At 67.3% G+C, this 8,415-nt stretch carries 7 protein-coding genes; 1 reads left to right on the top strand and 6 read right to left on the bottom strand.

Features of this window, described 5'->3' with window-relative positions; all coding sequences use genetic code 11:
• Positions 1 to 92: 92 nt before the first annotated feature.
• The 3 genes from ACWC91_RS34490 to ACWC91_RS34480 are packed head-to-tail and all read right to left on the bottom strand — an operon-like array spanning position 93 to position 1,910.
• Positions 93 to 728, bottom strand: coding sequence for a hypothetical protein (locus tag ACWC91_RS34490; RefSeq protein WP_450726182.1), 636 nt, complete (start codon positions 726 to 728; stop codon positions 93 to 95).
• Between the two features lie 45 nt (positions 729 to 773).
• On the bottom strand, positions 774 to 1,613 hold the full coding sequence (locus ACWC91_RS34485; protein ID WP_450644967.1) for a hypothetical protein: 840 nt from the start codon (positions 1,611 to 1,613) through the stop codon (positions 774 to 776).
• Positions 1,614 to 1,649: 36 nt separating this feature from the next.
• Positions 1,650 to 1,910 (bottom strand): WXG100 family type VII secretion target, encoded by a 261-nt coding sequence (locus ACWC91_RS34480; protein WP_225078089.1) that lies wholly within the window; start codon positions 1,908 to 1,910, stop codon positions 1,650 to 1,652.
• A 206-nt stretch (positions 1,911 to 2,116) separates the two neighbouring features.
• Here ACWC91_RS34480 and ACWC91_RS34475 point away from each other — a divergent pair, with 206 nt between their 5' ends.
• Positions 2,117 to 2,377, top strand: a complete 261-nt coding sequence (locus ACWC91_RS34475) for a WXG100 family type VII secretion target (RefSeq protein ID WP_141359484.1) — start codon at positions 2,117 to 2,119, stop codon at positions 2,375 to 2,377.
• 33 nt (positions 2,378 to 2,410) lie between these two features.
• Here ACWC91_RS34475 and ACWC91_RS34470 read toward each other — a convergent pair whose 3' ends face one another.
• The 3 genes from ACWC91_RS34470 to ACWC91_RS34460 all read right to left on the bottom strand — a co-directional run bounded on the left by ACWC91_RS34470 (position 2,411) and on the right by ACWC91_RS34460 (position 8,014).
• A complete protein-coding gene (locus ACWC91_RS34470) occupies positions 2,411 to 2,734 on the bottom strand; it encodes a hypothetical protein (RefSeq protein ID WP_225078090.1) in 324 nt (107 codons plus the stop codon).
• 57 nt (positions 2,735 to 2,791) lie between these two features.
• The gene (locus ACWC91_RS34465) at positions 2,792 to 3,367 is read right to left on the bottom strand and encodes a DUF3592 domain-containing protein (RefSeq protein WP_225078091.1); all 576 of its coding nucleotides are present in this window, start codon (positions 3,365 to 3,367) and stop codon (positions 2,792 to 2,794) included.
• Positions 3,368 to 3,526: 159 nt separating this feature from the next.
• Positions 3,527 to 8,014: an FtsK/SpoIIIE domain-containing protein gene (locus ACWC91_RS34460; RefSeq protein ID WP_450644057.1), complete on the bottom strand. Its 4,488-nt coding sequence runs from the start codon at positions 8,012 to 8,014 to the stop codon at positions 3,527 to 3,529.
• Between the last annotated feature and the right edge of the window lie 401 nt (positions 8,015 to 8,415).

The following is an 8,415-nucleotide window of genomic DNA, read 5'->3' as shown; positions in this document are numbered from 1 at the left end:
GGTGGGAAGCAAGACGAAGGACCTGGGCAAGAGCATCGCCAAGTCCAAGGTGAATCCAATGAACTGGTTCTGACAGCGCGGAGCGGGATGAGCTACGCCCGCCGCCGCAGGCGCCCGTGCAGGATGAAAGCCTCCATCAAAACGAGCAACCCGCCGCTGATCCACACCTGAGACGGGGACACCCCGGTAACGTCCGTGCCCAACCGCGGGGCGAGCCAGTCCTGCGGGTCGGTCACCAGCATGACGCGCTGTCCGGTCTTGAGTTCGTCACCGCAACCGTCGGTACCGTCCACGTCGTAGAAGCGGGAGCCGGCCTCTACCGTGTCCAGCGGCACGACCGTGCACGTCCGTCCGTCGGATCTTGTGTGTCTTGTGTGATAGGCGCCGATCTTGACTATCACCGCGTCTTGCCTCAGCCCGCGCTGGTCCAAGACGTAGTCGTCCAGTGCGGGTCCGACGAAGAGCATGAAGGCAAAGCCGGAGACTGCCACGAGGGCACCCGGCCCCGCACCGCACATCGTCCAGGCGATGACCAGGACGACCATTGCCACGAACGCTCCGAGGAGGAGCACGAGCGTCCCCTGCTTCTGTGCGAGCCATGAACAGCCCGCCATCGCTGCTGGAGTGAGAATCAGGATGGCCATGGTGCCGGGCCACCGACGCGGCCTCGCCACGTGCAGTGCGGTCTCCGGCCCGGTCCTCGGCCGCTCACTCTTCCAGGTGGTCATCGTGTTGATCGGTCCTTCAGTGCTTCCCGGCGTCGCGGCGCGTCGTCACTCGCTGTCGATCAGGAGCTCGTTCCTGTCCGGCAGCAGGTCCGTGATCTTGTCCCAGACCTCGGCGGAATTGGATTTCACCAGGACGAGTGGACTGTCCGGGCCTACCTGGCCCGGCATGATGGGCTCTTCCGGCTGTTCCCGGATCCAGTGACCGAGTGGACCGCAGTCCCAGACGGCCAGTGCTCGGATCATCGCGGCGCGCTCGCCGTCGTGCTCGCCGTCCCAGGCCGTCGTGATACGCCAAGTGGCATTGAGGGAGACGACCAGATCCAGGAACTGAGCGAGTTGCGGGTCCTTGAGACCGGCGTCGGCGTCGGCCAGCGCCTTGCGCACCAGTGCGCGCGTCTCGTCGTCGTCGGCGCCCGGCTCCTCGAGTGCCACGAACGCGGCGTCCAGCGCTGCCATCGTCGTCTCGATGCGGACCTCGGGGGCACCTTCCTCGAGCTTGTCCCCGCGGTGCAGGTTGACTTTGCGGGACAGTTCCCACACGAGTGTGTTGGGCTCGATGGAGACGTACTCGGACTCCTCCTCGCCCGGCCAGCCGTCGTGCGAGATCACCGCCTCCTGGCCGACGACCACACCGTGGTTGACCGGACCGTGCTCGCCGGTGATTTCCACTTGGACCATGACCATCGGGTCCGCCAGGGTACCGAGCAGGTCGCGGAGCAGAGGGGCCAGTTCACCCTCTTCTCCCACCAGACCTATGCGCTGGAGCTCGACCAACGACTCCCACAATTCCTCAGGAGGCGTCTCGCCGTCCAGCAGGTGGGCGAAGACGGCGATGTGACGGTCGGCCAGCCGGAAGCGTGCTCGCGAGCTGTCGTACGAGGGCACTGGTCTGGATTCCTCCCCTGAGGCGGCGGCGCCGACTCACTTCTTCTTTTGCTGCAGGTCGTTGGCGTCCTGGGTGCACTGGTGCGCTTCGTCCCGCAGCGCCTTCGCAACCGTCCCACACGTCGTCTGCCAGCTCTTCAGCTTGCCGCGCACGTTGTCCGCGTTCGGGCCCGACCAGGTCTTCATCCCCGTGGTCGCGTGCTTCTTGGCAGTGTCGACGAGCGAGTCGATGTGGTCGGCCAGCGACCTCAACTGGCTGGCACGACGGTTGAGTTCCTGAATATCAGGATTTGCCATAGCAGCCTCCCCCGCTGTCTCGGGACTTCAGCATACTGACGCCGCCCCACTCGCTCCGCGCGGCCCCACGGCCCGGACCATCACCGTTCGTTCACCAGATGTCCCGATCTCCTGCAGCGCTGGACGAGGACCATCGATGGTGCGGTAGCGTCCACTGTCGCAAACGGACAGTCCGCTTGCTTTTGAACCAGACGGGGTTGGTCGCTATGGATCGCGGTGCAGATCTCCACCGGCTGCGGGAGCTCTCCAAGCTCTACGCCCGCAAGTCTCACGATCTGCAGGTGCTCATCAAGGAGCTGGACTCGGCGACAGGCAGCAGCGAGAGCTACTGGAAGGGCCCGAAGGCCGACCGGTTCCGCCAGGACTGGCACGACGTAAAGCCGACGTTCTCGAAGTGGGTCGACACCCTGCACGACGCCAGCAAGTCGGCCAACACGAGCGCCGACAACATCGAGCGCGCCACCTGATTCCCAGGCGGCCCTTGCTTGTGCCGCATTATGTCAGTGCACCGGGACCCCCAGGCCGTCGCGGCGGGGGGCCGGTGCACTGGTGGTACGTGTACGCGCTCCGGCGGGCCAAACACCCTTCTGGTACAGCCGGGTTTCGGCCGCTGGGACCTTGTCGGGCTCGTTACGGATGGCAGCGTCGGCATTGGGGAGCAGCTTGCCCACCTCTTCACCCAACTTCTTGTGACGACCTTCCAGTTCCCGATGCCAGGCGCGAGCGTTCTTTCCGACCCAGACCTTGTCGCCGCCGATGTCCCGTGTCGGCCCTTGCAACGCCTTCGTGAGAGAATCGACGTCTCTCGCGAGATCGCGGCGCAACTTCTCGGTCCGCTTTTCAGAGGTTTGCGACTTCAGGTTCGGAATCCGTCATCCCTGTCACCTTTCAGCCTTTGACGCCTTCAGCACCGCGCGACGCCGTATCGCAACGAAGATCGCACCAGCCAGCAAGACTGGGGCCAGCAGCAGCGAAACCAGCATGGGCAGTGTCATAGCCGGCGGATTCTGCACCCACTTCGTCGTCAGCACCCTGCTCGGGTCCCGAGGGTCATAGGTCACAGACACGGAGGAACCCGCGACCAGACCAGCAGGACGCCTTCCTCCCCAGTCACTGAGAGCGGTCTCTTGCGTACCGCGCTTGGGATCGTTGAACCGGATCCTGATATTTCCCGGACTACCGAACCTGTCCCGCGGCGAGGCCACGATTTCGGCGGCAACCGACACTCCTCGGGAACGCAGGTCGTCCACGAGCGAGTGCGAGGGAAGCCAGAGCACCAGGAAGGCCCCGATGGCAGCCACGGCCATGAGGAAGATGGCCGCGACAAGCCGTCGCTGCGGCAGTGGCGCCTGCCGCTCACCGGCGCGGACCTTGCGCAACTCGGCCTCAGCAGAAAGCCGTTCGGCCGATTTCGGTGGCGGTGTCCAGTCATCCCGCGATCGCTTCTTTTTCCCCACGAGAACGATTCTCCGTCTCAAAGCCCTGGTTAGCCACCGAACTTCTGGCCGACCCAGGTACCGACCTTGGCAACTTCCCCGCAATTCCCGGCCGCCACCAAGGGGCGGCCGGGGCCCCGTCCGCTCGGACGGAGCCCCGGCCCCTGTGCCGCCGTGTCGTCAGTCGTTCATGACGGCCTGGACGGGCATGAACGAGCCTGCCGACACGAACAGCCCGCTGCCGACCGGTCCGCCGCCGCTGTTCGCCGGGAGCCGGATGCCGAACAGTTCGCCGTCCGAGGGGCTTTGAGGGGTGAGGAGCAAGCCGTTTCGGGACTTGCGGGCCTCCGTGGCGAAGCCGCGATACTGGCCCGAAAGGCTGTCCGTCATGCCGGCGGCGATGAGCCCGAGGCCTCCGTCCCCACCCTTGCGGACCACGCTCTCCAAGGCCTCGTCGAGCCGAGTGTCGTAGAGGAGCTCCGCGTCGTCGACGACGACGACGTACGGGCCCCCCTCAAGGTTCTCGACCAGCTCGTCGAGGTCTTCCTCTCGGCTGTCGGCGTTGAGGAATCCAAGGACACCGGCACGCCCCTCCAGAGCTCGCAGCGGTGAACGGCGCGGGGTGACGACGACTACGTGGGTACCGGCCGCCAGGAGTGACTGGGTGGCGGCCCTCAACAGGGTCGAACGGCCGGACTTCGGCGGGCCTGCGATGACGAAGCCCGGACCGTTCTCCTCCAGGTCGATGCCGACTGGACGCAGTTCGTCGCCACCGACGCCCAGAAGTGCCCACAGTGGCGACGGGGGTGCGAATTCGGGGTCCAAGGCCAGCGCCTCGGAGGCCGTGATCCGGGAAGGCAGCGCGTCTACCCGCATGGGGCGGTGCCCGGCGAGCAAACGGCCGTGGCGCGACGCGGCCTCCTCCGCGATGGCTCGCAACGCACGGACCTGGACCTGGCCCGAGGGATCGTCGTCCAGTAGAGCAATCTGGGTCTCGTCGACACCGTCGTCGGTGACGCGCAGGGCACGGCCGGGCGGCATGTTCTTGGGCACTTCGCGAGCTTGGAGGCCGGCCGCGGAGTAGTCGTTCGGATCGGCGAAACGCAGAACGAGCCGGTCGGCGAAGGCGGAGGAGACGTGCCCGCTCAGGCCACTGCGGTCGGCGGTCATGACGACCTTCAGGCCCACCGCGGAGCCTTCACGGAAGATCCGCTGCATCAGCTCGATCATCTGACCGTAGTTGAAATTCTCAAAGGTGGAGGTGAAGCCTTCCCAGCTGTCGAGAAGCAGCACCATCCACGGGAGCCGCTCCTCGGGCACCGCGGCTGCGCGCTGTTCCGCGGCGCTGGAGGTGCCTTCCATGGCCAGCAGTTGCTGACGCCTCGCGATCTCGGCCAACAGCCGCTCGATCAGGCGCCGCACCCGGTCGGGCTCGTCGCGGCTGACCACGGCCCCGACGTGCGGCAGGCGCATCAACGGCAGCAGTGCGTTGGAACCGCAGTCGATGCCGTAGACGTGCACGTCATGCGGGGAGGTGGTGCGGGCCAGGGAGCCGGCCAGCGTGCGCAGGGCTGTCGAGCGGCCACAGCGCGCACCGCCCACCAGCATCGTGTGCTCGCCGTGCACAAGGTCCAGGACCATGGGCCTACGGCTCTGCTGGGTCGGGAGGTCGATCAGGCCGAAGGGAATGGGCGGCACATCCTCGCCGTGTTCCTTCTGAGCCGAAGGGGCCTTGCCGTATGTGGCCAGTTCTTCCAACGTCACCTTCTGTGCCAGCGGCTCCAGCCACGGGCTGCGCTGCTCCCCGAAGCCCATCCGCACCGCGCCGTCCGCCACAGCGTCGACGAGAACCGCCAAGTCGGTGACCATGGTGCCGTCGTCCTCGGACTCCGCCGCTTTCGGCAGCGGGCGGCCGTAGGAATTCCAGGGCAGGTGGAGCAGCGTCGCCCTGGGGCCGGTACGGCCCGTGGCGGGGCGGCGGCCGCCGATACGCGCCGACTGCACGCCGACCAGGGACTGGGCACCGGAGCGGACGTACATGCGTCCGGGGGTGGACTTCGCGATGGCGCCCGAGTCGGGGGCGTCGATGACGTCCATGGACTCCGAGGCGTCCGTCACGCGTAGCGCGATCCGCAGGTTGGTGTTGGCGCGGATGTCCGCGCTGACCACACCCGCCGGCCGCTGCGTGGCCAGGATCAGGTGCACACCGAGGGAACGGCCACGGCGGGCGATGTCGACAAGGCCCGCGACGAAGTCGGGTAGTTCGGCGACGAGCGAGGCGAACTCATCGATGACCAGGACGAGCCGAGGCATCGGCTCGAGCTCGGGGCGGATCTTGCGCGTGTCGTTGTAGTCCTCAATGTCCTTGGCGGCGGCATCGAAAAGGATCTTCTCCCGGCGGTGCAGCTCGGCCGCGAGGGATGCCAGGGCCCGCTCGGTCAGGTGCGCGTCCAGATCGCTGACCATGCCGACTGTGTGCGGCAGCCGGGCGCAGTCCATGAACGCGCTGCCGCCCTTGTAATCGATGAGGACGTAGTTCAGGGCGTCGGGACGGTTGGCGACGGCGAGCGAGGCGATGATCGTCTGCAGGAGCTCGGACTTGCCGGCACCCGTCGTACCTGCGACCAGTGCGTGCGGACCGTCTCGCCGGATGTCCAGGACGAACGGCCCGTCCGCCGCGATGCCGACGGGCGCGGCCGTCGTCGACCCGCGCGTCTTCCAGATGCGCTCCACATCCATGCCCGTGGGATCGGGCAGCCCCAGCAGACTCAGCAACCGGGCAGAGGTGGGCAGGCTGCTGTTGGCGTCGTCACGGCTGACATCACGCACGGGCGCGAGGGACCGGGCGAGCAGTTCGCACCACTCCGGTGTGACCTGGTCGGCCAGGACGTCTCCGACGGACTCCAGGCCGTACCCGCGCACTCTCACATGGTGCGCCGCTTCGGGTGACCAGGCCACGACGGCCTTGCACTCCTCGGGCAGCAGGCGCTCGTCCTCGTCGATGCAGAGGGCGAGGATGCCGTACTGCGGTCCCTCGGTCAGGAGTTGGGGCATGCCCGGTACCCGGCGCAGAAGGCGTGCTCCGTCGAGGACCAACAGGATATTGGGGTCCGGGTACAGCTGACCCGTCATGTTGTTCTGATCGCGAGCCGCCTTGCGGCGGGCCAGTTCGTTGAGGAGCTCGTTGACCCGACGGGTGATGCCCTCCGAGTCGAAACCGACCAACGCGACGCAGTCCTGCCCCTGATCCGGGTTGGTGTGGGGCAGCCAGTGCGTCCACTGCCATTCGGCTCCGGCGGCCGGGGAGGCAGCGAGCGTCACGAGCGAGAGGTCCCGGGGGCTGTGGAGGACGGCGGCCTGCACGCCGAGCCACCGGGCCGTGGCGAGAGCTCGAGCCCGGTCGCCGGCGATGCCGACGACTCCGATCCGGGCGAAGGGGAGGGTGACCGGCACATCCGGCAGGACCGGAGGCTCCGGAGCGTCCTCGCCGATCGACGTGCCGCCGTTCGCGAGCACGAGTTCGACGTCGGAGGGCAGGCCGCCGACCCCGACTCTCAGCTGCATCGCGTCCGGGTCCGTGAGCCGGCGCTCCCAGAGGCGGCGGCGCGGACCGGTGGCGAAGAGCAGGATCTCGGCCGGGTCGGGGGTGTCCTCGCGGCGAGCGCGCTGCTCCTCCTTGCCCAGCATGGCCAGTTCGGCCTGGTGAGCGGCGAGGTCCTTCTTGTACTGCTTGAGTGAGGTCTTGTGCTTCTTCTTGCCCTCACGGTTCTCGCTCAGCCACTGGCCCGCCATCATCAGCGGGCTCATGAGACAGAACGCCAGCATGTAGATCTGCTTGGTGACGAAGTACATACCCAGCCCGAAGAGCAGGGGCATGAACGCCATGAGGAACTGGAAGCGTGCCCGCTCTCCCTTCGTGGGTGGCACCGGCACAACGAGTCGTCGTCGGGGGCGCAGTGAGGAAAGGCGCGGGGGACGGTTGTAGGCGAGGCCGCCCTCGCTCATCGGGGACAGATGTGCGTCGGGCTCGGACACCTTGTCCAGGACCAGGAGCGAATCTCCGACGCGTACGACACCGCCGAACGGCCAGGTCCTCCCGGCCCCCGCCGACTCGTCGTCCAGTCGTACGTCATTGCTGCCTTCAGGGCTGAGTGTGGCGGTGCCCCGCACATCGATTGTGAGCCGTAGCGCGACCGGCGGCACAGCGGCGTCCGGCAAGGAGAGCGAGCAGGTGGGCGCCGATCCGACGGTGGCCGCACCGACACCGAGCCGGATCACCCGGCCCGACCCCGGGCCGGCTGCGACCCTGAGCTCGTACTGACCAACCGGCTCGCCCCGACGCAGAAGTGGGCCTATCGAGTCATCGACGGAGACGCGCATGCCGTCGCGCAGCACGGTGACCGCAGGGGCGTCCTGGTCGCAGGGGACGCCGTCCGCCCACAGCGACAGCGTCCCGGATGCCGCGGCGTCGTAGTCGGGCAAGAAGGCAGGGGATCTGCCGGGCATCGGCACGACGTTTCCCCGGGTTTCACCTGATGGGCCCACCGGGTGTTCGAGAGCCGCCCTCAGCGCCTCCGCAACGTCTCCGGCGGTAGCCGTGTCGTCGGTAGTGACCACGACGTCGTGCGGCTCACCACCCTCGCGCACGACCGTGACTAGCGTCTGCATGATGGTCTTCCTCCCCGTTGGCATCTGTGGCCACATTCGTTGATACAGCTGACGGAGACTAGTGGCAGCCCGGTTTGCCGCTCTCGGCCGATGCCCTCTCAGAGTCCTACTGGTCTTCACGTCGTTCGCCACGAGTGGGTCGCCGTGGATCAGGAGCAGGCCGTCGTGCGTGAGAATCGGTACGGCGCGACCGGTTCCGTCGTTGGCCGCCGATTCGTATGCCACCGCGAGCCGCGCGAGTCGGACCGTCAAGGTACGCACTGTATGCTCCGGCAACTTCCCACAGGGCTCACCCGTCCTTCCGCGTTGCCCTGTGCTGCACCGCGGCGTGGGCGGTTGGCGTGCTGTCGTTCGCTGCAGCAGACACAGTAGTGACAGCGGAGGCGGGAGAGATCATCGGG

This window comes from Streptomyces sp. NPDC001204 (assembly GCF_053598035.1).
The sequence above is the reverse complement of the archived record's forward strand: the minus strand, read 5'-3'. Positions and strand labels throughout refer to the sequence as shown.